The sequence below is a fragment of the Gemmatimonadaceae bacterium genome (assembly GCA_036504815.1).
GTDB lineage: Bacteria > Gemmatimonadota > Gemmatimonadetes > Gemmatimonadales > Gemmatimonadaceae > PNKL01.
Genome location: DASXUN010000004.1, coordinates 121,044 through 145,754, shown reverse-complemented (window position 1 = coordinate 145,754; position 24,711 = coordinate 121,044). Strand labels below are relative to the sequence as shown.

Below are 24,711 nucleotides of genomic sequence, written 5' to 3'. Positions count from 1 at the left end.
TGTCCCCCCTTCTGTGCACCCCACCGTGCCCGTGCCTTTGCACCCCCAGATCTATGATTGCGCCGCTGATCCTCACCCTTCCTGATGGCGCCACCCGCGAGGTGGCGCCCGGCACCCTTCCCAGGGAGGTCGTCGCCTCCATTGGCCCGCGCCTCCTTCAGGCCGCCATCGCCGTTGCGGTGGACGGCGAGGTGCAGGACCTGCAGACGCCGCTGCGCAAGGGCGGGGCGTTCACGGTCATCACGGAAAAGGACCCGCGCGCGCTCGCCGTGCTGCGGCACTCCGGCGCGCACATCCTGGCCACCGCGGTGCGCCGCCTGCGCCCGGAGGCGAAGATCGGCTTCGGTCCCGCCATCGACGACGGGTTCTACTACGACTTCGAGGTCAGCAAGCCGTTCACGCCCGAGGACCTCGAGGCGTTCGAGGCGGAGATGCGAAAGGTCGCCGCGGAGAAGATTCCGTTCGTCCGCGCCGAGGTGTCGCAGGCGCAGGCGCGCGACGTCTTCAGCGACGATCCGCTCAAGCTGGAGCGGCTGGCCGATTTCGAGGGGACCGACGAGGTCATCTCGACGTACACCGACGGCGCCTTCACCGACCTGTGCCGCGGCCCGCACGTCCCCGACACCTCGCTCCTCAAGCACTTCAAGCTGCTGCACACCGCGGGCGCGTACTGGCGCGGCGACGAGAAGCGGCAGATGCTGCAGCGCATCTACGCGACCGCCTTCTTCCGGAAGGAGGAGCTGGACGCGCACCTGCACCGCCTCGAGGAAGCCAAGCGGCGTGACCACCGCGTGCTGGGGAAGGCGCTGGACCTGTTCCAGTTCTTCCCGGTCTCGCCGGGCGCGGCCTTCTGGTCGCCGCGCGGCACCACGCTGTACAACGCCGTCGAGTCCTTTGTGCGGGAGCGCCAGAGAGAGCACTTCCTCGAGGTCAAGACGCCGCTGCTCTACTCGAAGACGCTGTGGGAACAATCGGGGCACTGGGGCAAGTACAAGGAGAACATGTTCCTTGTGCTGAACAGCGAGACGAACGAGCACGACATGTCGCTGAAGCCCATGAACTGCCCGTCGCACTACGTCTTCTACAACTCGCACAAGCATTCGTACCGCGAGCTGCCGATCCGTTACGTGACGTTCGACGTGCTGCACCGCAACGAGGTGTCCGGCGCGCTGTCGGGGCTCACGCGCGTGCGCCAGTTCGCGCAGGACGACTGCCACGTCTTCCTCACCGAAGACCAGATCACCAGCGAGGTGAAGTTCCTGATGGACTTCATCCTCGGCTACTACGACGCCTTCGGCCTGCCGGCGACGCTGCGCTTCGCGACGCGGCCGCCGGTGCGCATCGGCAGCGACGAGCTGTGGGACCGCGCCGAGGCGTCGCTGCGTGCGGCGCTCGAGGCGACGGGGCGTCCGTACGAACTCAAGCCGGGCGACGGCGCGTTCTACGGTCCCAAGATCGACTTCGACGTCACCGACTCCATCGGCCGGCAGTGGCAGCTGGGGACCATCCAGCTCGACTACAACGCCCCGGAGCGCTTCGACCTCGAGTACGTGGGCGAGGACAACGCCGCGCACCGCCCGGTGGTGATCCATCGCGCGGTGAGCGGCTCGTTCGAGCGCTTCATCGCCATTCTCATCGAGCACTTCGCGGGGGCGTTCCCGGTCTGGCTGGCGCCCGAGCAGGTGCGCGTGCTTCCCATTTCCGACGAACTGATGCCGGTGGCGCAGGAGGTCACGCGGCGGATGAAGGACGCGGGCATCCGCGCGCACCTCGCCACCGACGAGTCGTTGAACTACCGTATCCGCCAGGCCGAAGTGCTGAAGGTGCCGTACATGGCGGTCATCGGGAAGCGCGAAGCCGAGGCGGGGACCATCGCCGTGCGGGTGCGCGGTGAGGGCAAGAAGCAGGAGGTGGTGAGCGTGGAATCCTTCATCGAGCGGGTGCGCGGCGAGATCGCCGCGCGCGCCCTGACACCCGCCGGCGGCGCGAGCGCGTGACCACGCGCGGCGCGTGCCGTCATACCGGGCGCCTGCTGGCGCTGCTGGCGGTCGTCTCCGCCGCCGCCGGGGCGCAGTTCGGCCCGGTGCCGGTCCCGGCCGAACAGACCGGCCTGCCGAAGGAAGGGAAGCCCGCCATCCGCCTCGAGCGGGTCGCCGGCGAGGTGGTGGGCGGGACGTACGCGGGCGTGCTGGGCTACTTCGTCGGGCGCGGGATCGGCAGCATTGCGACGTCGATGATGAGTTCCGAGCGGGACCGACTCCGCGAGCACATCGTCAACGGCGTCGGCATCGGCAGCGCGGCCTTCGCCATTGGCGGCACCGTGTACGCCATCGGCAACATCGGCGCCGAGACGGGGAGTTTCCGGAACACGATGGCCGGCGTGTCGGTGGGCGTCGCGGCCAGCCTCCTGATGTCCAAGGTGATCTTCAACGGGCGCATGCCGTCCGACGAAGGCTCGTCCCATCGGCGCTGGCTGATGGCGGCGCTCGACGCGTCGCTGCCGGCGATCTGCGGCACCATCGCGTTCAACAACTCGCGGCGGTGGCAGCGGTAGGGGCAGACGGGAGACGGAAGACGGGAGACGGAAGAGCCGGGCGGCTGCTGGCCCCGGTCCATATGTCGGCGATCACGCCCACGGCGGTGGCGACCACAACGCGCGAAACGCGCTAGTTTTCATTGGCACATCCGCCTTCTGCCTTCCGCCATCCGCCATCTCTCAGCATATGTCGACTCCCGTCATCGTATCCGCGGCCCGCACCCCCATCGGCCGGTTCCTCGGCTCGCTGGCTTCACTGCAGGCTCCCGAACTCGGCGCCATCGCCATCAAGGCGGCCATCGAGCGCGCGCAGATTGATCCCGCCGAGATCGGCGAGGTCATCATGGGCAACGTGCTGCAGGCGGGCGTGGGGCAGGCGCCGGCGCGCCAGGCGCTCATCAAGGCGGGCATTCCCGCGGCGGTGCCCGCGTACACGGTCAACAAGGTGTGCGGCTCCGGGCTGCAGGCCGTGATGCTTGCCGCGCAGGCCATTCGCGCTGGCGACGAGGAGCTGCTGGTGGCGGGCGGCCAGGAGTCGATGTCGAGCGCGCCGCACCTCGTCTTCGGCATGCGCAACGGCGTGAAGTTCGGCGCGCAGACCATGCAGGACGCGCTCATCAAGGACGGACTCTGGTGCGCGTTCTACAATCGTCACATGGGCGGCCACGCCGAGTATACGGCCAAGAAGGCCGGCATCACGCGCCAGCGGCAGGACGAGTTCGCGTACCACTCGCACATGAAGGCGGTGGCCGCGATCGAGGCAGGGAAGTTCGCCGCCGAGATCGCGAAGGTGGAGATCGCCGGCAAGAAGGGTGCGACCATCTTCGATACCGACGAGAGCCCGCGCAAGGACACCACGCTCGAGGCGCTGGCCAAGCTGCGCCCGGCATTCCCGGGCGACGCGCCCAAGGACATGAAGCCCGAGGAACTGACGGTGACCGCCGGCAACGCGCCGGGGCTCAACGACGGCGGCTCGGCGCTGGTCGTCGCGAGCGAGGACTATGCGAAGGCGCACGGGCTCCCGATCCTCGCGCGCATCACCGGGTACGCGTCGGGGGGTGGCGATCCGCAGGACCTGTTCTTCGCGCCGATTCTCGCCGTGCAGAACCTGATGAAGAAGACGTGCATGAAGATCGGGGACTTCGATCTCATCGAGGCCAACGAGGCGTTCGCCGCGCAGGCGCTGGCCGACGGCGACGGGCTGGGCTGGGACTGGAACAAGGTGAACGTGAATGGCGGCGCCATCGCGCTGGGCCATCCGATCGGCGCGAGCGGGGCGCGCATCCTGACGACGCTGCTCTACGCGCTCAAGGATCGCGGCCTCCACCGCGGCCTCGCGACGCTCTGCCTCGGCGGCGGCAACGCGGTGGCGCTGTCGGTCGAACGGGTCTGATTCGGTGAACACGACGCGCCCCGACGCCGAGGGATTTCACGCGACGGGGCGCGTTTCCGCGTACGGGCCGGCGGAGGGCGGCGACGCACCGCCGGTCGGCCCGACGATGAGCCGGGGCGTGGCGGCCGCGCGGCTGGTCGCGTTCGTCGGCGTCTCGCTGGTGGCCATCGCCGTCGCGCCCGCGCTGCTATATCCGTTCATCCGGATTACCGGATCCCTCACCGGGACGCGCCTCATCGGGTACGGCGTGATGTCGTCCGTCGCGATGCTCGTGTCCACCGCGCTCGTGGTGCGCTGGTTCGGCGAGTCGTGGCGCGACACCACGCGGCTGAGCGTGGACGGGCTCGGACGATGGCCGCTGCTCGGCGGACTGGCCGCCGGGTGCTTCGCGATGGCCGTGCCGGCGGGCCTCCTCATCTGGACTGGCGCGCTGCGCGTCGTCCCGGCCGAAGCGGGGAGCTGGTGGGCGGGGGCCGGTCTCGCCCTGGCGATCCTCGTGCCCGCCGCGCTCACCGAGGAACTGGCGCTCCGCGGATTCGCCTTCACGCTGCTCCAGCGCGCCTGGGGCGTGGCCGTGGCGGTGGCGGTCACGAGCGTCGTCTTCGGCCTCCTCCACCTGCTCAATCCGGGCGTGACGGCGCAGTCGGTGGCGCTCGTCACGCTGGCCGGGGTCTTTCTCGCCCTCGTGCGGCTCGCCTTCGATTCGCTCTGGGCCGCCTGGCTCGCGCACCTCGCGTACAACTTCGTGCAGCTCGCGGTGCTGCATTCGCCGGTGAGCGGACTCGCCGTCCCGCAGCCGTTCTACCGGACCGTCTCCGCCGGGCCGGACTGGCTGACGGGCGGCGCGTGGGGACCCGAGGCCGGCGCCGCCGCCGCACTCGGAATGCTGGGCGTTAGTTTTCTGCTGGCCATTCACGCCGGGTGGATGCAGGTCCACCGCCGCGGATGGCGATTCGACATCACGTGGCGGCCGAGCGGCCGCAGGGAGTCATAGCATGTCCGACCGGATTGCGGTGATCGGCGCTGGTCAGATGGGGAACGGCATCGCGCACGTCTGCGCGGTGGCCGGCCACGACGTGACGATGATCGACGTCAGCCAGGCGGCGCTCGACAAGGCCAAGGGCACGATCGACAAGAACCTCGATCGGCAGGTGAAGAAGGGGGCGCTGGAGGAGGCGGCCAAGAGCGCGGCGCTCGCGCGCATCGCGACCGCGACCACGATGGAGGCCATCGCGAACGCGGCGTTCGTGATCGAGGCGGCCACCGAGAACGTCGAACTCAAGCACAAGATCTTCGCCGAGATGGACCGGCTGGCCCCCGCCGGCGCGATCCTCGCGACGAACACGAGTTCCATCTCGATCACCGAGATCGCCGGCCGCGTGAAGCGCCCCGACGCGGTGATCGGCATGCACTTCATGAATCCGGTGCCGGTGATGCAACTCGTCGAGGTCATTCGTGGCCTCGCCACGAGCGACGACGTCACGGCGCGCACCGTCGCCCTCGCCAAGGGCGTGGGCAAGGTGCCGGTGGAGGTGAACGACTACCCCGGCTTCGTGGCCAACCGCATCCTGATGCCGATGATCAACGAGGCGGTCTACTGCGTGATGGAAGGCGTGGGGACCCCCGAGGCCATCGACCAGGTGATGAAGCTCGGCATGAACCACCCCATGGGCCCGCTGGCGCTCGCCGACTTCATTGGCCTCGACACCTGCCTCGCGATCCTCGAGGTGATGCACCGGGGGCTCGGCGATCCCAAGTACCGGCCGTGCCCGTTGCTGCGGAAGTATGTGGCGCAGGGATGGCTGGGGCGTAAGGCTGGGCGCGGGTTTTACGCATACTGATGGCGGAGGGCGGAGGGCGGATGGCAGATGTACTGCTGTCCGCCTTCGCACTTCCGCCGCGTGACATCCGCCATCTGCCATCTGCCCTCGGCCATCTGCCCTCGGCCATCCGCCATCCGCCATCCGCCATCCGCCATCTCGATGAACCCGCTCCTGAACCTCTCCGAAACCCAACTCGCCATCGTCGACACCGCGCGCGAGTTCTGCGCCGCCGAGGTGGCGCCGTTCGCGGCGCAGTGGGACCGCGACGCGCACTTTGAGCCGACGCTCGTCCGCAAGCTGGGCGAGCTGGGTTTTCTCGGCATGATGCTCCCCGAGGCGTATGACGGTCTCGGCCTCGACACGGTGACGTATCTGCTGGCTCTGGAGGAGATCTCCGCCGCCGACGCCTCGGTGGGCGTGCTGATGAGCGTGCACAACTCGCTCCCGACGCAGATGATCCTGAAGTACGGGACGGAGGGGCAGAAGGCGGAGTTCCTGGGGCCGCTGGCGCGCGGCGAGAAGCTGGGCGCGTTCGCGCTCTCCGAGCCCGAGGCGGGCTCCGACGCATCGGCGCTGCGCACGCAGGCGGTGCGCGACGGCGACGACTGGGTGCTCAACGGCACCAAGTCGTGGATTTCGGCGGGCGGTCACGCGGGGGTGATTCTGGCGATGGCACGCACCGACACGCCCGCCGCGCGGCACGGCGGCAAGGGGATCGGCGCGTTCATCCTGACGCCTGATCTCCCCGGCTTCAAGGTCGGCAAGAAGGAGAACAAGATGGGGCTGCGCGCGTCGGAGACGGTGCAGCTCGTCTTCGACAACCTGCGCATCCCCGGCGACCGGCTGCTCGGCGACGCGTCCCAGGGCTTCGTCTACGCCATGCAGTCGCTCGAGAGCGGGCGCCTGGGGATCGCCGCGCAGGCGCTGGGGATCGCGCGCGCCGCCTACGAGCACGCCGCGGCCTATGCGGGCGAGCGGCACCAGTTCGGCAAGGCGATTGGCGAGTTCCAGGGGATCCAGTTCAAGCTCGCCGACATGGCGACGCGCATCAACGCGGCGCGGTCGCTGCTGCACGCGACCGCAGCGGCCAAGGATCGCGGCGAGCCCATCACTGAATACGCCGCAATGTGCAAGCTGTTCGCCACCGAGACGGCGATGTGGGTGACCACGAACGCCATCCAGGTCTTTGGCGGCTACGGCTACACGACCGACTACCCTGTCGAGAAGCTCTTCCGTGACGCCAAGGTCACGGAGATCTACGAGGGGACGTCGGAGATCCAGCGGATTGTGATTGGGCGGGCGGCGGTGCGGGGACGGTAGTCTGGCGCGTGGCGAGCCTTCTCAGGCCTTGCGTGGTTCCAGTATGCACCATCGGTTCTCAGCACGGTCGAGCCTTACTCGAGATCTGCGAGGGGGGGGCTGCCTCGCGGCTTTCGAGTCGCGCGGGTCTGTCGCGACGACTAGGGCTGGGAATCGCCTTGAGATCGTGTCGTGCACGGCCAAAAGGCCCCCGGCGGCCCAGAGGTTGGCAAGCGACGCTGTGGTGTGACCGAGCCATTCGCGGACCGTGCGCCGTTCGCCGCGAAGCAGCGTTCGCTCCGTGAGGCGTCCGCCACCGCGCGTGCCCGCCCCGCGCGGCGAGAAGCTCCCAAGCACCGCGAAAATGCGCGCCAGTGCGACGAGTTGCTTCGGGCAGACGCCGGTGTGTGCCAACCGCCGTCGAAGCGTCCAACGCGAGATCCCGTTGCTCAACGCGTGGCGACTGACGTTGAGATCCGCTGGGTCATGTTCGAGTAGCCTGCCAACCTCAAGGGCCACGTCCGGACGAAGCAATGTCACTGCGAACGCCTTCGCGCGCAGGACCCACCGGTCCGATGCGCGCTTGTCGTCATCGGAGTGGGCGCGGCTCCGGGCTGCTGACAGCAAAGCGCGGACAGCGTCGCGAGAACGCTCCCGCGAGGAAGCGGAAGACCTGCGCGACTCGACGGACGATCCACGTGAACTGTCTCGTCCCACGGCTCCGAGACTGCCGGATCTCCTGCGGATGTCCATCGAAACGCTCTTCGGTCGAGGTCGCGGAACCATGGTGATACTGATGCGCCATCCAGGGACGGGGCGCGCTACCATGTCGCATTGACGAAGGGGGAACGCGGCTGCAGAACAACTCTGTCTAACGGCGCTATTACACTACGACACGCGCTCCGAGCGCGCAAGAGCGCCGGCACCATCTCCTGGCGCGACGCATCGCCCAGTCACGCCGCTCGCCTTGCCGGGACGTAGTCGCGAATCGGCGACGCGGCTCGCGTGCTCGGCGTCTGACGATGGCCGCCGTTGGAGTGCCGCGCGGCTTGGCTAGGCACGCCGCAACCGTGTCGGTCGACAAGACCAGGGAGAGTCCCATCGCGCCCCAACTTGGCATGCGTATGCACCAACTTGGCCGTGGCATGCCTGTATCCGCGACTGCACACTATGTCACGAGGAGAAGGCTCATGGCGGACCGCGGACGCGTCTCATCCGTTTCATGCGGACCGCGAGCGATGGTAACTCCACCTAGGAGGCCCCAATGAGACGGTTGATAATCGCATGTTGTGCCTTGCTCGTCAGCGTGGGCGCTGGATTCGCAACCCCCAACGGGCTTGCGGCGTCACCCCCCCCCACCGTGCCCAGACGGTGAGACGTTTCAATTCTGCGTGGCGGGCTGCCCCTCGGCCGGCGCGATGGCCAGCGCCTGTCTAGACGCCATTAACGCGCCGCCCGGCTGTAACGTCGTTGATGCGTATTGCACGACGACCTATCCGCAGGGCTACGACTGCTTCGGTAATGTCATCTACCCGGAGTTTCCGCCCACTCCGAACAGTACCCTGTGGTGCACGTACCAGCGGAGCGAATAGGGAAGCATGAGGCTCGATGGTTGCAGAATGAATGAATTACTCTGCGTGCGTTATACCGCGGCCGTTTCGCCTCAACCCGCCGGTGCGCAATGTTGAGTAGGCAGAGTATCCTCGACTCCGCGACAATTATCGTGGCTGCCTGCACCTTCGCGGTGACGTCGGTCTTCTTGTACCGCCAGCTAGGGCAAGGTGCTAGCAATCGTGCCGCGCAAGGGGCGTCGGCTCGTCGCGAGAATCGCCCGGTCGAAAGCTGGACGCAGCAATTGGAGTCGGGGCATAGGATGGGCCCCGACTCTGCCGCCGTGCGGCTGGTATACTTCGGCGATTTCGCGTGTCCGGCATGTCGTAGCTTCGCGGTCAGCGTGGCGCGAGTAGTGCAGTCACACCCGGGGGCGCTGCAGGTCGTGTTCCGGCACTATCCGCTCGAATACCATAGATACGCGTATGCAAGCGCGCGGGCGGCCGAGTGTGCGGCTGCGCAGGGGCGCTTCGAGCCGATGTACCATGCCCTGTACGCGGCTCAGGATTCACTCGGAATAGTCTCGTGGAACGAACTTGCTCGGCGAGCCTCGCTGCCAGATCTTGGACGGTATGACGTGTGCATGCGCGACACGAGCCGAATCGCGCGAGTAGAACGCGACCGAACGGCCGAAGAGAATCTGAAGATACCCGGCACGCCGGCCGTAATTTTGGATGGGGTCTTGATGCTAGAGAAAGTGGTCTCCGCCGAGGATCTTGAGGCCCGCGTGCGCAATGCCCGCCGTATTCCTCGGTAGGCTTGGCGTGGGCCGGGTACCTATGCGCGGCGTCGTAATCGTCGCTGCTGCCGCGGCGGTAGCCGCCCAGGAACCTACGGCGCGCCCGGTGATCCAGGGCACGGTCTTTGACTCCGTCGCCGGGCGTCCGCTTGCCGATGCCTCCGTGCAGTTGGCGCGGCGAAATGCGGCTGGCGCGGTGCGCAGAGTGGACACCGACGCGACAGGGCGTTACCGCTTCTTCAACGTGCCGCCCGGCGATTACTTAGTAGGTTTCGATCATGAGGCCCTTACCGCGTTGGGCCTCGACACGCCGGTCCGCGCGCTCTCCGTGAGCGACGTTGATACCCTGCTGCGCGTCGACCTTGCAATCCCGTCAAGTTCCGTCGTGCGCGCGCTTCGGTGCGGGCCGGGCTCGCCCGCTGATCGTGGCCTACTGCTCGGGACGATTCGCGATGTTGTGACTCAGCGGATGGTGCCGGGGACGACGTTGCAGATGGAGTGGGGAGCCTTGGCGCTCGACAGCGGAAACGCGCGCATGGTGACCGAACGCGCCAGCGCTACCGTGGAAAGCGACGGCACGTACGTGTTATGCGGATTGCCACTCGACGCACCGCTGACCCTCGACGTCACTTCGCCCGGGCATTACGCGGTAGTTGGCCCAGTGGTGGAGCTGCCGACTACCGGCATCGGCCGACTCGACCTGCGGCTCGTGAGAGCCGACACGGAGCGGGGAGCTGCGGTTATTCGCGGCGTGGTGCAGCACACCTCAGGCAAGGCGGTCGCCGGGGGGCGCGTCCTCGTCCCAGCGTTGGCGCGCGAGGTGTCGGTGCGCGACGGGGCGTTTGTGTTCGGCGACCTGCCAGCCGGCACGTGGGTGGTCGAGGCGCGCGTGGTGGGCACGGCGCCGCGGGCGAGGCTCGTGACGGTGGAAGCCGGCGCCCCCGCCGAGGTGGCATTGCAGGTGGCCGAGACGGCGCAGGTGCTCGACGCGGTGACCGTGGTCGGGGCCATGGACCGGGACTCGCGCGTGTTGCAGGACGTCCTCACGCGCCGGCGGCACTATGGCGGGACATTCTTTCTGCCTGGAAGCGACGCGATGAAGTTCGCGTTTGTCACCTCCGACCTACTCAAGGAAGCGCGCGCGCTTCGCTGGATCAGTCCAACGCGAATCGTTCGGGTTCCAAATGGCTGCGTGGCCCTGTTTGTTGACGACGCGTATCAGCCGGCGGGTATGGAAGTGCTCGATCTCGTTGCGCCCCTCAAGGACGTTCTCGCTGTCGAAGCGTACCCGACGATCGCCTTGGCACCGATCCAGTATCGGCACCCATTTGGATGCGTCGATCCACGACGGCCTGGGCATCGCGACCCGCCGCAAGCAGTCGTCGTCGTCTGGACAAGACGGCGCTTCTAGCTACCGACGCCCTCCAACGCCGTGGGATGCGATCCGCGCGCACAGGCGGAAAACGCCCGACGCGCGCATCCCGTTTCCCCGACGGCGCGCCCCACTGCCTCCACGCAGCGTTAGCTTAGATTCCGAGTAATTGCGGAGCACGAACGGAGCAGGAGCGACGCGCCGCGCCTGGCGCGACCCAGCGCCCCGTGAGTGCGCAGGTTGCGCTGCTATCTTCCCTTAGGTCACCGTCCACCGTCCACCGTCCTCCGTCTACCGTCCACCGTCACTCTCCCCCATGAAGATCTTCGATACCATGTCCGACATGGGCCACGAACAGGTGGTCCTCTGCCAGGACAAGTCGGCCGGATACCGCGGCATCATTGCCATCCACGACACCACGCTCGGCCCCGCCCTCGGCGGGACGCGCTTCTGGAACTACATCTCGGACGAGGAAGCCATCACCGACGCGCTGCGTCTCGCGCGCGGGATGACATACAAGAACGCCGTCGCCGGCCTCAACCTGGGCGGTGGCAAGTCGGTCATCATCGGCGACAACCGCACGGCCAACCGCGAGCTGATCTTCCGCGCGCACGGTCGCTTCGTCGAGTCACTCGGCGGGCGGTACGTGACGGCGGAGGATGTGGGCACGAGCACCGCCGACATGGACTTCGTCCATATGGAGACGGAGTACGTCGCCGGTCTTGCCAACAAGTCGGGCGACCCGTCGCCGGTGACGGCGCGCGGCGTCTTCCGCGCCATTCAGGCGTCGGCGCAGTTCAAGTGGGGCTCGTCCGACCTCACCGGCCGGACGGTCATCGTGCAGGGCGTCGGCAACGTCGGCCACTATCTCTGCGCCGAGCTGCACAAGGCGGGGGCCAAGCTGGTGGTCACCGACATTCGCCCCGAGAAGGTGCAGGCAATGGTCAAGGAGTTCGGCGCCACGGCGGTCGAGGGCGACGCCATCTTCTCGGCGAAGGGCGACATCTTCGCCCCCTGCGCCCTGGGAGCGATCCTCAACGACGACACGATCCCCAGGCTCAACGTCGAGATCGTCTGCGGCGGCGCCAACAACCAGCTGCTCGTCCCCGCCAAGCACGGCGAGGCGGTGGAGAAGCGCGGCATCCTGTACGGGCCGGATTTCGTCGCCAACGCCGGCGGCGTCATCAATGTGTACGGCGAAGTCGCCGGCTGGACGCGCGAACGCGCGCTGCGAAAGGCCGACGAGATCTTCGATACGATGCTGAGCGTCTACCAGATCTCGAAGGACCAGGGCATCCTCTCCTACCTCGCGGCCGACAAGCTCGCCGAGCAGCGGATCGCCGCGATCCGCGGGCTGGTGAAGACCTGGCCGCAGTGGCCGCGCAAGTCATGAGCAAGGAGCGGATTCCCATTGGCGCCGATCACGCGGGCTTCGAGCTGAAGGAGAAGCTCAAGGCCGTGCTCACGGAACTCGGCTTTGCGGTGGAGGACGTCGGCACGCATTCGGCGGCGTCCGTGGACTATCCGGACTACGCGCATCCCGTCGCGCGCGAGGTGGAGACGGGGAAGGCTCGGCGCGGCGTGCTGCTGTGCGGCACGGGGCTGGGCATGGCGTACGCCGCCAACCGCCATCCGCACGTGCGCGCCGCGGTGGCGTGGAACACCGAAGTGGCCGCGCTGGCGCGGCTGCACAACGATGCCAACATCCTCGTCCTGCCGGCACGCTGCATCAGCGACGCCGAGGGCGTGGACATTCTCAAGACCTGGCTGGACACGCCCTTCGAGGGCGGCCGGCACGAACGCCGCGTCGAAAAGATCGAGCGCGAGGAGGAGCAGTGAGCCAGTCATGGATGTCGTGGGACCGCTGTCCGCCGGGGGACGCACTGCGCGCGCAGGATCCGGAACTCGCCGGCTACATCGAGGAGGAGATTGCGCGCCAGAGTGACGGGCTCGAGCTCATCGCCAGCGAGAACTTCGTCTCGCCCGCCGTGCTCGAAGCGCTCGGTTCGCCGCTGACCAACAAGTACGCCGAGGGGCTGCCCGGCAAGCGCTACTACGGCGGCTGCGAAGTGGTGGACAAGGTGGAGCAGCTGGCCATCGATCGCGCCAAGAAGCTCTTCGGCGCCGACCACGCCAATGTGCAACCGCACGCGGGGGCCCAGGCCAACGCCGCCGTCTACCTCGCCTTCCTCAAGCCGGGCGACACCGTGCTCGGCCTGAACCTCTCGATGGGCGGGCATCTCACGCACGGCTCGCCGGTGAACTTCTCCGGCCTGATGTACAAGATCGTCGCCTACGGCGTGAACGAGCAGGGGCTGATCGACATGAACGAGGTCGAGGCGCTGGCGCTCGAGCACAAGCCGAAGATGATCATCGCGGGCTACTCGGCCTACTCGCGCCACCTCGATTTTGCGAAGTTCGCAGAGATCGCCAGGAAGGTGGGCGCCATCCTGATGGTGGACATGGCGCACTTCGCGGGGCTCGTGGCCGCCGGAGTGTATCCGTCGCCCATCCCGCACGCCGACGTCGTCACGACGACCACGCACAAGACGCTGCGCGGGCCGCGCGGCGGGATGATCCTGTGCAAGGCCGAGCATGCGAAGACGGTCGACAAGGCCGTCTTTCCCGGCACGCAGGGCGGACCGCTCGAGCACTGCATCGCCGCCAAGGCGGTGGCGTTCGGCGAGGCGCTGCAGGACGACTTCAAGGTGTATGCCCAGCGCGTGGTCGATAACGCCCGCACGCTCGCCGGCGCGCTCGCCAAGCGCGGCTACCACATCGTGAGCGGCGGCACCGACAACCACCTGCTCCTCGTGGACCTGCGCAACAAGAACCTCACCGGCAAGCTGGCCGAGCAGGCGCTCGACAAGGCGGGGATCACGGTGAACAAGAACACCGTGCCGCGCGAGACGCAGTCGCCGTTCGTGACGAGCGGCATCCGCCTCGGCACCCCCGCGCTCACGACGCGCGGGATGGGGACGGCCGAGATGGAGCGCGTGGCCGAACTGATTGACGAGGTGCTGCAGGCGCCTGAGGATCCCGCCACGCACGCGCGGGTGCGCGAGAAGGTGCGCGCGTTGACGGCGGAGTTCCCGCTCTATCCGGGAGTGAAGGCGGGGGTGTAGGGCTACCTTCCGCCGTTCCCGCGGGTGCATTTTGTAGGGGTCTCGAGGGAGGATAGGGAGTGTCCGAGCTGGCGTTTCGTGAAGGAGTCATGGACCGCATTCGCGTTCGCGAACCGCGGTTCGACGAACACGCCTTCCTCTTCGTGCTCTCCGCGCTGGAGTACGCGCAGGCGCGGCAATCGGAGCGTCGACACCTCTCGGGGCGCGAACTGGCGGATGCCTGCCGCGACCTCGCGCTCGAGCGCTATGGCGTGCTCTCGCGCCTCGTGCTCGAGCACTGGGGGGTGACCACCACCGCGGATTTCGGCGACATCGTCTTTGCGCTCGTCGACCTGGGCCTGCTCCTCGCGCAGCCCACGGACAGCCGCGACGATTTCGTGGATCTCTTCGAATTTGCGGCCGTCTTCGACCGCAACTATCCGTGGAACGCCGCCGCGGTCAGCTGACCGCACCCTGACCATGACCCCCGTGCGAGTGGTTACCGCGGCGCAGGCAGCCGAGCGTGATGCTCGGGCCATCGCGGCGGGCACGCCGTCGCGCGCCCTGATGCAGGCGGCGGGACGCGCGGCGACCGCCGAGCTGATGCGGTTCGCCGGCGCACGCGCCGGCGAGGGCGTCGAGATCTATGCCGGCGGCGGCAACAACGGCGGCGATGCCTGGGTCGTGGCCGGCCTGCTCGCGGCGCAGGGTGTGCCGGTGCGGGTGCGCGAGATCGAGCCACCGCGCACCGATGACGCGCGCGCCGCAAAGGACGCGGCGATGCTGTCGGTGTCGCACGCGCCGATGCATCACGGCTCGCCCGGCGTGGTGGTCGATGGCCTCCTCGGCACCGGGGCGCGGGGCGCGCCGCGCGGCGAGATCGCCGCGGCATGCGAGACCATCAGCGCGGCGCGCGGTGGCGGCGCGTTCGTCGTGGCGCTCGACGTTCCCAGTGGGCTCGACGCCGCCACGGGCGCCCATCCGGGCGCCCCCCGCGCCGACCTCACCGTCACGTTCGGCACGATCAAGCGCGGCCATCTGGTGGCCCGCGACTGGTGCGGCGCCATTGTCGTCGTGGATATCGGCCTCGGCGCCCACGCGGACTTCGCCGATGGCGCGCCCGTGCTGGCCGACGCGGCGTGGGTGCGCGAGGTCGTGCCGCGCATCGCGGCCGATGCGCATAAGGGCGCCCGCAAGAAGGTCGCGATCGTCGGCGGTGCGCGCGGCATGGCGGGGGCGGTGATCCTCGCTGGCCGCGCCGCGCTGCGCAGTGGCGTTGGCCTGGTGAAGCTGGTCGTCGATCCGGAGAACGTGGACCTCGTGCAGCGCACGCTCCCCGAGGCGCTCGCCGCCGCGTGGCCGCGGAACGATGCCGAGGCCGCGGCCATTCGGGTGTGGGCCGATGCCTTGCTCATTGGCCCCGGACTCGGACGCGGCGAGCATGTCCAACCGCTCATCGAGCGCTGCGTGCGGAACGGCGACGGGCCGGTGGTCATTGATGCGGACGCGCTCAACGCGTACGAAGGGGAGCCGGCGGCGTTCGCCGCGCTCATCGGCGCTCGCCGCGCCCTGCTGACGCCGCACCCGCTGGAGTTCGCGCGTCTGGCCGGAGCCGATGCCGCGACGGTGAATGCCACGCGCTTCGACGTCGCTGGCGAGCTGGCGCGCGCAACGGGAGCAACGGTCCTGCTCAAGGGCGTCCCCACGATCATCGGTGCCCCCGACGGCCGCTGCGTCGTGAGCGCGAGCGGCACGCCGGTGCTGGGGCAGGGCGGGAGCGGGGACATTCTGGCCGGCATTGCCGTCACGCTGATGGCACAGTGCGACGACGCGCTGCACGCGGGCGGTGCAGCGGCCTGGGTCCACGGACGCGCCGCCGAGCTGGCCGCGCCCAATGGCGCCATTCGCGGCGTGACGCTGGATGACGTGCTCGCCGCGCTGCGCGAGGCGTGGCTGTTCGTCGAGCCGCCGCGAGCGGCGTACGTGCTTGCCGAACTGTCCGCGGTCGGCGAACGGTGAACGCGCGCGCACTGCTGCTGATCACCGCACCGCTGTGGGCCGCCGCGTCGAGCAGTTGCGGGCCGCCGCCTCCCGGCACCTACGGCGCGGTGGCACCGCGCCGCGGACTCGCCGGCGCCATCCTTCGCGAGGATCGCGTGACCGTCACGCGCGGGACGATCGTCCACGCCATCGGTGTGTCGCGGCGATTCATCTACGCCGCCACGCTCGACGCGATCATCGTCTACGACCGCGATCGGCGCGCCTGGCTTCCGCCGTTCACGCGCGACGGCGGGTTCGATCCGTCGCTCGTGCGGCGCATCGCCATCGACCCGGCCGACGAGAGCGCGTGGCTGATCACGCAACTGGGGGCGTGGACGCTGCAGCCGCTCACCGGCTTCGTGGCGCGTGCGCCCGGCGGCGCGCTGCCGGCGCGCCTGCGCCTCTCATCGCTGCAGGAGGTGTATCGCGAGTTTCCATCGGTTGAATCGTTTGGCCGTCTGCTCACGCGCGACGACGCGCTCCAGAGCTTTTCCGTCATCGCCGGCGCGCGCGCTCCGGATCGCACCGAAGTCTGGCTCGGCACCAATGGCGGCGGGCTCTTCCAGGTGGATCCGCTCTTCAACCAGGCCACGCCGCAGCCGTTCGGCCTCGCGGCCGGCGGGGCAGGGGCGCTGGCCCGCGCCGCCGACGGCATCTGGATGGCGCCCGCATCGCGCGGCGTGGAGCCGCGCCTCGCCGTCACCTTCGCCACCAACGACCTGCAGCAGTGGCGCTGGCTCGACGACGAAGCGCGGCGCAGCTTCGGGGGCGCGCGCGCCACTTCACTCGACGTGCGGGCCGGCACGATCTGGATGGGCACCACGCGCGGACTCTTCCGGTTGCCCATGAATGGCGCTGGCGTGCGGGCCGTCACGCCACTGGCGGGCCTGCCGAGTGATGTGGTGCTCAGCATCCTGGCGCGCGGCGACGGCGTCTGGGTGGGCACCGAACGCGGCCTCGCCTTCCTCGACACCGACTCCACCGAGGGCCGCGGAAGCCTCGTGACGCTTGGCGGCCTCCCGGGCGTGGCGGTGCGTGCGCTGCTCTCGACGGGCGACACGCTGTGGGTCGGTACCGACGACGGGCTCGTCCTGCGCGCGCCGCACGCCGGCGACCAGTTCGTGCGCCCCGCCGCGGCCGCCGCGCAACCCCGCCTGCGTCAGCCCGTGCGCGCGCTCGCGGGCGCCGACTCGCTGGTCTTCGTCGCGCTCTCCGATGCCGTGCTGACCTTCTCGCTGCGCGATGGGGCGTGGCGCGAGCCGTGGCCCGCCGTCGCCTGGCGTTCGGTCGGTGCCATCGAAACGCTTGCCGCCGACGCGCGCACCGTCTGGGCCGGCGGCGCGTTCGGCGTGCTGGCGGTCGATCGCGCCACTGGGGGGTCGCGCATCCTGCGCGTGGGGAGCGATCTTCCCGATGTGGTCACGAGCATCCTGCTCGATGGTCCCTACGCCTGGATCGGTACGCTGGGCGGCGTGGTCCGCGTGCGACGCGGCGCCGACGGCCTCTTTCCCTGATCGCGACCTTCACGCATGACCCACCTGCGGCACATTCCCCTCGGCTACGGCGGCGAGTTCGACGTCATCTCGGCGGCGCTCGAGCGCTGGGGCGCGCTCGCTTCCGGCGTGGGCGATGACTGTGCCGTGCTCGACGTGCCGCCGGGCGAGAAGCTCGTGCTCAGTGTGGATACCGCGGTGGAAGGGGTGCATTTCCGCCGGCCGTGGCTCACCCCCGAGGAGCTTGGCTATCGCGCGACGACCGCTGCGCTCAGCGACCTCGCGGCGATGGCGGCCACGCCGATGGGCGTCGCCATCGCGATGACGCTTCCCGAGGCGTGGCGCGGTGATTTCCTGCGCATCTGCGACGGCATTGGCGACGCCGTGCGCGCGGCCGGCGCGCACATCGTCGGCGGCGACCTTTCGCGCGGCCACGAGTTGTCGATGACGCTCACCGTCGTCGGGCACGCGGCCACACCGCTCTCGCGCCGCGGCGCGCGTCCCGGCGATGCGCTCTGGGTGACCGGACGGCTGGGCGGTCCGCTCGTCGCGCTGCGGGCGTGGGAGTCGGGTGCCGCGCCGAGCGCCGAGGCCCGCGAACGATTTGCGCGCCCCGTCGCGCGATTTGCACCGGCGCGCTGGCTCGTCGAGCATGGGGCCACCGCCGGACTCGACATCAGCGACGGGCTCACGTCCGACGCCGGACATCTGGCGGCCGCCGGCGGCGTGCAGTTGGTGGTGAATCTCGACCGGCTCCCGACGATCGCCGGCGCGACGGTTGAGGAGGCGGCGCAGAGTGGCGAGGAGTATGAACTGCTCGTCACCGCTCCCGCCTCGCTCGACGTGAAGGCGTTTGAGCGTGCGTTCGGGATTCCGCTGACCTGCATCGGCGCCGCGGTGCCGCCGCTGTCCGGCGAACCGGCGGTGGACACGCGCCGCCAGGGCGTGCACGTCACGCTGCCACGCGGCCACGATCACTTTCCCGTCGTATGATCGTCGCCCTCATCCGGACCATTCTGACGTACGCGATGATCCTCGTCGCGACGCCCATCATCGCCGGCTCGGTGATCATCGCGGGGATGCTCGGCCTGAAGGACCACCCCGGATCGGTCTTCGACATGGCGCCCCGAGTCTGGTCGCGCCTGCTGCTGTGGGCGGCCGGCGCCAAGGTGGTGGTGCACGGCGGCGAACACCGGTTCGGCGACCGGCACATCTTCGTGGGCAATCACGTCAGCTGGTTCGACGTCTTTGCGATGGCCGCGCACCTGCGCTGGTTCAAGTTCGTGGCCAAGGCCGAACTGTTCCGCATTCCGCTCTTCGGGCCCGCCATGCGATACGCCGGGATGATCCCCATCGAGCGCCAGAATCAGTCCCGCGCGCGCGCGTCCATCCATCAGGCCGGCGCCGCCATCGAGGGCGGGGCGAGCGTCATCCTCTTTCCCGAAGGCACGCGCGGCCCGGCGTACACGCTGCGCCAGTTCAAGAAGGGGGCGTTCGTGCTGGCCATCGAGTCGCAGGCGCCCATCGTGCCGGTGGCCATCCACGGCACGATCGAGGTGCAGCCCAAGGGATCCGTGCTCATCCGCCCCGGACGCATCGACCTGCATTTCCTGCCGCCGATGGACACGAAGGGACGGTTCTACGAAGACCGGGACACCTTGGCCGCCGAGGCCAAGCGGCGCATCGGGGAGTGCCTGATGCAGGAGTACGGCATTTCGGCGCTCCCCGAGAGAGCGGGAATCCCGGCGAACGCTTAAGTTTCGGTGCAGAAGGATGGCGCGGCCGCCGCGCCGTAATCGCAATTCGTAATCATCGATCGTGATCTTATATCGTCATCCGAATTCCCAATCCTAAGTCTCTTCCCATGTATCCAATACTTGCCATCCACGCCCGCGAAATCCTCGACTCGCGCGGCAACCCGACCGTCGAGGTCGACGTCACGCTCGACGACGGCACGCTGGGACGCGCGGCCGTGCCCAGCGGCGCCTCCACGGGCGAGAACGAAGCGCTCGAACTGCGCGACGGCGACGCCAAGCGGTACCTCGGCAAGGGCGTCAAGAAGGCCGTGCAGAACGTCGAGAAGCTCATCGGCCCCGAACTGCAGGGGATGATCTGCACGGAGCAGATGGCCATCGACCGCGCGATGATCGCGCTCGACGGCACGCCCACCAAGAGCAAGCTCGGCGCCAACGCCATCCTTGGCGTCTCGATGGCCGTCGCGCGCGCCGCGGCCGACGCGCTCGGCGTGCCGCTGTACCGCTATCTCGGCGGCCCGCTGTCGCGCACCATCCCGGTGCCGATGATGAACATCCTCAACGGCGGCGCGCACTCCACCAACACCGTGGACTTCCAGGAGTACATGATCGTCCCGGTGGGCGCACCCAACTTCACCGAGGCGCTGCGGATGGGCGCCGAAGTGTTCCACTCGCTCAAGAAGGTGCTGGTGAAGCGCAAGCTCAGCACCGGCGTGGGCGACGAGGGCGGCTTCGCGCCCGATCTCAAGAACGACGAGGAAGCGATCACCGTCATTCTCGAGGCAATCGAGACCGCCGGTTACGAACCCGGCAAGCAGGTCTGCCTCGCGCTCGACTGCGCGGCCAGCGAGCTCTTCAGCAAGGGGAGCTACACGTTCAAGAAGAGCGGCGCCGGGACGAAGAGCGCCGACCAGATCATCGAGATGTACGCCAAGTGGCTGGCCAAGTATCCCATCGTCTCCATCGAGGACGGCCTCGCCGAGGGCGACTGGGAGGGGTGGTCGGCGCTGACCGACGCGCTCGGCGACCGCGTGCAGCTCGTGGGCGACGACATCTTCGTCACGAATCCCGCGTACCTGACGCGCGGCATCGACGAGGATGTGGCCAACGCGATCCTCATCAAGCTGAACCAGATCGGCACCGTGACGGAGACGCTCGAGACCATCGAGCTCGCCCGCCGGAACGGGTATCAGAGCATCATCTCGCACCGCTCGGGCGAGACCGAGGACACGTTCCTTGCCGACCTCGCGGTGGCGACCAACGCCGGGCAGATCAAGACCGGCTCGGCCAGCCGCACCGACCGCGTGGCCAAGTACAACCAGCTGCTCCGCATCGAGGGAGAGCTCGGCGACGCGGCGGTCTATCCGGGCGGGTCGATCTACGGCCTGACGAAGTAGCGGCCGTTCGATCCGGCATTTCGCGCACCCCGGCCGCCTGTGGTATCAGGCGGCCGGGGTTGATCGTCTGTTACATGCCCTATGCCGCCCAGGAAAGCCTCCTCCCGGAAGTCTCCGGCCGCCCTCATCGCGATGGCGGTCGTCGCGCTCGGCGTGGCCTACTTCGCGGTGCAGGGCGGGGAATACGGCACGACGGATCTCGTCCGCCAGAGCCGACGCCTGGCCGTCTTGCGCCACGAAGTAGACTCGTTGCAGCGCCAGGTGGACAGCCTGTCGCGATGGAAGAAATCCATCGAGACCGACCCGCTGGTGCAGGAGCGCCTGGCGCGCGAGGAGTTCGGGATGGTGAAGGGGGAGAAGGAGATGCTGTACCGGTTTGCGGAGGATTCGGATAAGGGCAAGTGATGGCCGATGGCCGATGGCGGACGGCCGAATCGCCAATCGCCGTCCTCAGTCGCGATCCTCAATCCCGATCCGAATTCCATATCCTCAATCGTCTTGCCCTAGCATTCCACACCGTTTACTATTCTTTCATCGACGCGGGGTGGAGCAGCCTGGTAGCTCGTCGGGCTCATAACCCGAAGGTCGCGGGTTCAAATCCCGCCCCCGCCATCAACGCAAGCGGCCGGTCCAACTGGACCGGCCGTTTTGCGTCTGGGGCACTTCGTGGGGGCTGAGCCTAACGCCCTGGGGCCGACGCGATCAGGGCCACGAAGCGATGCCCGCTCACCACAAATGGCATCCCCGCCGGGGCGCGACGTGCCATCGTCTGGGCGAGGCGCGGGTCGTCGCCGATGACGCTGATGCCGATGACCCGCGCGCCGCTGAGGGTGTCGGCGGCGTACTCCCAGGCCAGCCGGTAGCGCGGGCGCGCAAAGGCGACGTCCCCCGGCAGGTACGGGAGCAGTCCGGCCGGCGCGACGCCCGGCCGCCCCGGCGCCGGCCACTGGCGGCCAGCGGCCTGATAGTACATCAGCGACGCGGTGCGAGCCTGTTCCACGTCGGTGAGCGCCTGCGCCGCGTCACTCCAGCGGCGCCAGCCGTCGGGGCGCGGCGCGATGAGGCGAATGGCGATCAGCGCGATGCCAATCCACGTCGCCCACCGGATGCGCACGGCGTTGGCTTCGAGCCAGGACGGCGCGTTCGATGCCTCGGCCTCACCACTGTTCCGGATGCGGCGGCGGCCGCCCGTGCGGGGCTCCCTCACCTGCTCACCCGTACGCGGTTCCCCGGGGCGTCGCTCGCCGCTCCCCGGTTCCCGGACTGGTCCGGAACCGGTCATCGGACGCTCCCCGAGCCGCCGAGCAGCGCATCGAGCGGCTCCGTGCTGTCGTACGTTACCGACGCGCCGCCGTCGGAGGCGGCCAGCGTAAACCGCGTCTCGTCCACGACGACGTATCGCATGCCGCGCGCATCGCCCCCGGCCGCGGCAAGCGTCTCGGGCAGTCGCCCCTCCGCGTCGCGATAGGCGTTGACGCGCGCCGCCTCCATGGCGATCACGAGGCGCAGCCCCACCTCACGCTGTTCGGGCGTGCGGAGGTCGGGCGCGGATTGCGGGAGCCAGTCGGGCGGCGAGGCAAAGAGCCAGACGGCAATCCCGACGGCGAGCGCGGCGTTGATGCCGCGCAGCAGCGGACCGCGATCCACCGGCGGCCGCGACATGGCGGCCGCCGCCTCGCGCGCCTGCTCCGTGGTGATGGATTGCGCGATCTCGTACGCCCGCTGCAGCGCCTGCTTGCGCAGGTCGGCTTCATCCGGCGGCACGTAGTTCTCGTCCGGATAGGGGCGCTTGAAAAGATCGTCGGAACTCATCTTAGAAAGACGACTGTCGGAGGGACTCGGTTGCGAAACTGGGTATGAATGCCGTGCGGCGCAGACCGGCGACAGTCCCACCCCGGGGGTTTGAGACGGTGCCGCGTCCCCGTATATTACAAGGCTTCGTGGCTGGGTAGCTCAGCTGGTGAGAGCGCACGACTCATAATCGTGAGGTCGAGGGTTCGATCCCCTCCCCAGCTACTTCAAAAAGTCGGCCCCGCTGGCGTTTCGCGCCAGCGGGGTCGCATGTTTTGGGACCGTGACTGCGCCCCCCAATTCCTCGGCTTCGCCGCTCCGGGTGCTCGTCACCGGCGCCACCGGCTACATCGGCGGCCGGCTCGTGCCGCGGCTCATCGAGCGCGGGCATCGGGTGCGCTGCGTCGCGCGCAACCCGAGCCGCCTTGCCAGCCATCCGTGGCCAGGGGTGGAAATCGTCCCGGCCGACCTCGAAGAGCCCGACATCTTCTGGAATGTCTTCGACGGCATCGACGTCGCGTACTACCTGGTGCACTCGATGGCGGCGGGACGCTACTATCGCGAGCGCGACCGCCTGATGGCCCACTCTTTCGCCGAGGCCGCCGAGCGCGCCGGCGTGAAGCGCATCATCTACCTCGGCGGGTTGGGCGAGCCGGACTTCGTGCACAGTCCGCACCTGTACTCCCGGCAGGAGGTGGGACGCGCGCTCGCCTCCACCAGCGTGCCGGTGCTCGAGTTCCGCGCAGCCGTCATCGTCGGCTCCGGGAGCGCGAGCTTCGAGATGATCCGCCACCTCGTCGAACGGCTGCCCGTCATCCTCGCCCCCACCGAGGTGAACACCAGCTGCCAGCCCATCGGCATTCGCTCCGTGCTCGACTATCTGGTGGAGGCCCTCGACCATCCCGAAGCGACGGGCATCTTCGAGATCGGCGGGCGCGATGTGCTGCCCTATCGCGACATGATGCAGCGGTACGCGCGCATTCGCGGCCTGCGCCGGCTCATCGTGTCGTTTCCCGTGCCGTTGCCGGAGCTGGCCGGCCACTGGATCGATCTCATCACGCCCATTCCGTACAGCATCGCGGAGCCGCTGGTGGAGAGCCTGCACACGCAGGTCGTGGTGAAGGACGACCGGGCGCGACGGATCTTCCGCGTGGAACCCACGGGCTACGACGAGGCGGTGCGCCTGGCGCTCACCCGTATGGCGGAAGACACGGTGGCCACCACCTGGGCGTCCTCGCTGTCGAGCCTCACCCAGGATCCGGGTGAAGAGGACATCCTCGGCGAACATGAGGGCATGCTGCTTGATCGCAAGCGCCGTCGCGTGAAGGCCACACCCGAGCGCCTGTTCGGTGTCATCTGTCAGTTGGGCGGCGAGCAGGGATGGCTGGCCGGCAACTGGCTGTGGCAGTTGCGCGGACTGATGGACCGCATGGTCGGCGGCACCGGCATGCGGCGCGGACGCCGGCACGCGCGCTTCCTGCGCGTCGGCGAGCCGGTGGACTTCTGGCGCGTCGAGGCGCTCGAGGAGCCGCACCTGCTGCGGCTCCGCGCCGAGATGAAGCTTCCCGGCGCGGCGTGGCTGCAGTTTGAGGTGCTCCCCGACGCCAAGGGGAGCCGTGTGGAGCAGACCGCGTTCTTCGATCCCGACGGCCTGCTCGGCTATCTCTACTGGTACGCGGTGCTGCCGTTCCACCGCTTCATCTTCCCGGGCATGATCGACGCGCTGCGGTCGCGCGCCGAGGCCGCGGAAGCAGAGGCAGCGGCTACCGACTCGTCGAATCCCGCACCGTGAGATCGATGTACGGGCCGGCCGGCTTCACCCCCGGCTTGGTGTTGCGCGGCAGGCGCACCGGCTTGGGACCGAGGGACTTGGCGTACCTGTAGAGCGCGCGCAGGTCCTGGTCGCTGAACTTCGACGCGTCGTGCCACGGCATGGGGAGCGCGCCCTGCCCGTGGTCGGCGGTGCGCAGGATGTCCACCCACTCGTCCTCGGTGTGCCGGTCGGTGACCTGGCGCAGGTTCTTGGCGTACGTCGTCCCCCACGGGCCGTAGAAGCCGACCGGGTTGCCGGTCAGTTGGTCTTCCTTGGCGACGTTCCCCTTCTTCTCCACCCAGCCGGCCGTGTGGCAATCGTGGCAGCTGGCCACGGTCATCAGGTACTCACCCGCTGCTTCGGGCGACGAGGCCTGCACGAAGGGCTTCACGTCCTGCGAGCGCGCCGTGGCGGTTGCCGTGGGGGCGAACGAGGCGCCAGCGACGGCGGTGGTGATTACGCCGGCGAAGACGAGGAGGCGGGAACGCGTCATGCGGTGGAATTCCGGGGAGAGGGTTCAGGGTCGCACGCGACGGCGCGCGACCG

21 protein-coding genes and 2 tRNA genes are annotated in these 24,711 nt (G+C 68.8%); 20 read left to right on the top strand and 3 right to left on the bottom strand.

Annotated elements, in window-relative coordinates; genetic code table 11:
• The first annotated feature begins 53 nt into the window (after positions 1 to 53).
• The 18 genes from thrS to VGJ96_02200 all read left to right on the top strand — a co-directional run bounded on the left by thrS (position 54) and on the right by VGJ96_02200 (position 21,173).
• Complete coding sequence (gene thrS, locus VGJ96_02285; protein HEY3285929.1) at positions 54 to 1,997, top strand: threonine--tRNA ligase; 1,944 nt, start codon at positions 54 to 56, stop codon at positions 1,995 to 1,997.
• Positions 1,994 to 2,554, top strand: a complete 561-nt coding sequence (locus tag VGJ96_02280) for a hypothetical protein (protein ID HEY3285928.1) — start codon at positions 1,994 to 1,996, stop codon at positions 2,552 to 2,554. The genes thrS and VGJ96_02280 overlap by 4 nt, the downstream gene beginning before the upstream one ends.
• 169 nt (positions 2,555 to 2,723) lie before the next feature.
• Positions 2,724 to 3,929 (top strand): acetyl-CoA C-acetyltransferase, encoded by a 1,206-nt coding sequence (locus VGJ96_02275; protein ID HEY3285927.1) that lies wholly within the window; start codon positions 2,724 to 2,726, stop codon positions 3,927 to 3,929.
• Positions 3,930 to 3,933: 4 nt separating this feature from the next.
• Positions 3,934 to 4,923: a type II CAAX endopeptidase family protein gene (locus tag VGJ96_02270; protein HEY3285926.1), complete on the top strand. Its 990-nt coding sequence runs from the start codon at positions 3,934 to 3,936 to the stop codon at positions 4,921 to 4,923.
• 1 nt (position 4,924) lies between these two features.
• Positions 4,925 to 5,770, top strand: a complete 846-nt coding sequence (locus VGJ96_02265; protein ID HEY3285925.1) for a 3-hydroxybutyryl-CoA dehydrogenase — start codon at positions 4,925 to 4,927, stop codon at positions 5,768 to 5,770.
• Between the two features lie 141 nt (positions 5,771 to 5,911).
• Positions 5,912 to 7,072 carry an acyl-CoA dehydrogenase family protein gene (locus VGJ96_02260; GenBank protein ID HEY3285924.1) on the top strand — a complete coding sequence of 387 codons (1,161 nt, stop codon included), beginning with the start codon at positions 5,912 to 5,914 and terminating at the stop codon, positions 7,070 to 7,072.
• A gap of 2,369 nt (positions 7,073 to 9,441) precedes the next feature.
• Complete coding sequence (locus VGJ96_02255; GenBank protein HEY3285923.1) at positions 9,442 to 10,812, top strand: carboxypeptidase-like regulatory domain-containing protein; 1,371 nt, start codon at positions 9,442 to 9,444, stop codon at positions 10,810 to 10,812.
• Positions 10,813 to 11,089: 277 nt separating this feature from the next.
• Positions 11,090 to 12,166, top strand: a complete 1,077-nt coding sequence (locus tag VGJ96_02250) for a Glu/Leu/Phe/Val dehydrogenase (protein ID HEY3285922.1) — start codon at positions 11,090 to 11,092, stop codon at positions 12,164 to 12,166.
• On the top strand, positions 12,163 to 12,612 hold the full coding sequence (rpiB, locus tag VGJ96_02245; protein HEY3285921.1) for a ribose 5-phosphate isomerase B: 450 nt from the start codon (positions 12,163 to 12,165) through the stop codon (positions 12,610 to 12,612). Before VGJ96_02250 ends, rpiB begins: the two co-directional genes overlap by 4 nt.
• Complete coding sequence (gene glyA, locus VGJ96_02240) at positions 12,609 to 13,898, top strand: serine hydroxymethyltransferase (protein HEY3285920.1); 1,290 nt, start codon at positions 12,609 to 12,611, stop codon at positions 13,896 to 13,898. Before rpiB ends, glyA begins: the two co-directional genes overlap by 4 nt.
• An 89-nt stretch (positions 13,899 to 13,987) precedes the next feature.
• The gene (locus VGJ96_02235) at positions 13,988 to 14,344 is read left to right on the top strand and encodes a Minf_1886 family protein (protein HEY3285919.1); all 357 of its coding nucleotides are present in this window, start codon (positions 13,988 to 13,990) and stop codon (positions 14,342 to 14,344) included.
• A 13-nt stretch (positions 14,345 to 14,357) separates the two neighbouring features.
• The gene (locus tag VGJ96_02230; protein ID HEY3285918.1) at positions 14,358 to 15,896 is read left to right on the top strand and encodes an NAD(P)H-hydrate dehydratase; all 1,539 of its coding nucleotides are present in this window, start codon (positions 14,358 to 14,360) and stop codon (positions 15,894 to 15,896) included.
• Entirely contained in the window at positions 15,893 to 17,431 is a 1,539-nt protein-coding gene (locus VGJ96_02225; GenBank protein HEY3285917.1) for a hypothetical protein, read from the top strand. Before VGJ96_02230 ends, VGJ96_02225 begins: the two co-directional genes overlap by 4 nt.
• A 15-nt stretch (positions 17,432 to 17,446) precedes the next feature.
• A complete protein-coding gene (gene thiL / locus VGJ96_02220) occupies positions 17,447 to 18,403 on the top strand; it encodes a thiamine-phosphate kinase (protein ID HEY3285916.1) in 957 nt (318 codons plus the stop codon).
• Entirely contained in the window at positions 18,400 to 19,167 is a 768-nt protein-coding gene (locus tag VGJ96_02215) for a lysophospholipid acyltransferase family protein (GenBank protein ID HEY3285915.1), read from the top strand. Before thiL ends, VGJ96_02215 begins: the two co-directional genes overlap by 4 nt.
• A gap of 107 nt (positions 19,168 to 19,274) precedes the next feature.
• Positions 19,275 to 20,561 (top strand): phosphopyruvate hydratase, encoded by a 1,287-nt coding sequence (gene eno / locus VGJ96_02210; protein HEY3285914.1) that lies wholly within the window; start codon positions 19,275 to 19,277, stop codon positions 20,559 to 20,561.
• 132 nt (positions 20,562 to 20,693) lie between these two features.
• Positions 20,694 to 20,966 carry a septum formation initiator family protein gene (locus VGJ96_02205; protein ID HEY3285913.1) on the top strand — a complete coding sequence of 91 codons (273 nt, stop codon included), beginning with the start codon at positions 20,694 to 20,696 and terminating at the stop codon, positions 20,964 to 20,966.
• Between the two features lie 133 nt (positions 20,967 to 21,099).
• Positions 21,100 to 21,173, top strand: a tRNA-Met gene (locus VGJ96_02200).
• A gap of 67 nt (positions 21,174 to 21,240) precedes the next feature.
• Here the strand turns inward: VGJ96_02200 and VGJ96_02195 are convergent.
• On the bottom strand, positions 21,241 to 21,768 hold the full coding sequence (locus VGJ96_02195; GenBank protein ID HEY3285912.1) for a hypothetical protein: 528 nt from the start codon (positions 21,766 to 21,768) through the stop codon (positions 21,241 to 21,243).
• A gap of 71 nt (positions 21,769 to 21,839) precedes the next feature.
• Positions 21,840 to 22,373 carry a hypothetical protein gene (locus tag VGJ96_02190; protein HEY3285911.1) on the bottom strand — a complete coding sequence of 178 codons (534 nt, stop codon included), beginning with the start codon at positions 22,371 to 22,373 and terminating at the stop codon, positions 21,840 to 21,842.
• Between the two features lie 130 nt (positions 22,374 to 22,503).
• On the opposite strand from VGJ96_02190, the gene VGJ96_02185 reads away from it, so the two are divergent.
• Positions 22,504 to 22,577: transfer RNA gene (locus VGJ96_02185), tRNA-Met, on the top strand.
• 58 nt (positions 22,578 to 22,635) lie between these two features.
• Positions 22,636 to 24,144 (top strand): SDR family oxidoreductase, encoded by a 1,509-nt coding sequence (locus tag VGJ96_02180; protein HEY3285910.1) that lies wholly within the window; start codon positions 22,636 to 22,638, stop codon positions 24,142 to 24,144.
• On the opposite strand, the gene VGJ96_02175 is transcribed toward VGJ96_02180, so the two are convergent.
• Positions 24,116 to 24,658 (bottom strand): hypothetical protein, encoded by a 543-nt coding sequence (locus tag VGJ96_02175; protein HEY3285909.1) that lies wholly within the window; start codon positions 24,656 to 24,658, stop codon positions 24,116 to 24,118. The genes VGJ96_02180 and VGJ96_02175 overlap by 29 nt on opposite strands.
• Positions 24,659 to 24,711: the final 53 nt, after the last annotated feature.